The 348-nt window shown below is 52.0% G+C and carries 1 rRNA gene; it reads right to left on the bottom strand.

Annotated features, from left to right (window positions below):
* Positions 1 to 348: ribosomal RNA gene (locus KJS42_RS22955) — 23S ribosomal RNA — on the bottom strand; the annotation flags it as partial.

Genomic DNA, 348 nt, shown 5'->3' with positions numbered 1-348 from the left:
CAACATCCTGGTTGTCTGTGCAACTCCACATCCTTTCCCACTTAACACACACTTGGGGACCTTAGCTGATGGTCTGGGCTGTTTCCCTTTTGACAATGGATCTTAGCACTCACTGTCTGACTCCCGGATAATAAATATGTGGCATTCGGAGTTTGACTGAGCTTGGTAACCCTTGGCGGGCCCCGCACCCAATCAGTGCTCTACCTCCACTATTCTTCTTTCCGAGGCTAGCCCTAAAGCTATTTCGGGGAGAACCAGCTATCTCCGAGTTCGATTGGAATTTCTCCGCTACCCCCACCTCATCCCCGCACTTTTCAACGTACGTGGGTTCGGGCCTCCAGTGCGTGT

The organism is Paenibacillus sp. J53TS2, assembly GCF_018403305.1.
Taxonomy (GTDB): Bacteria; Bacillota; Bacilli; order Paenibacillales; family Paenibacillaceae; genus Fontibacillus; species Fontibacillus rhizolycopersici.
Note: the sequence above shows the minus strand (reverse complement) of the source record. Positions and strands in the feature narration are given on the sequence as shown.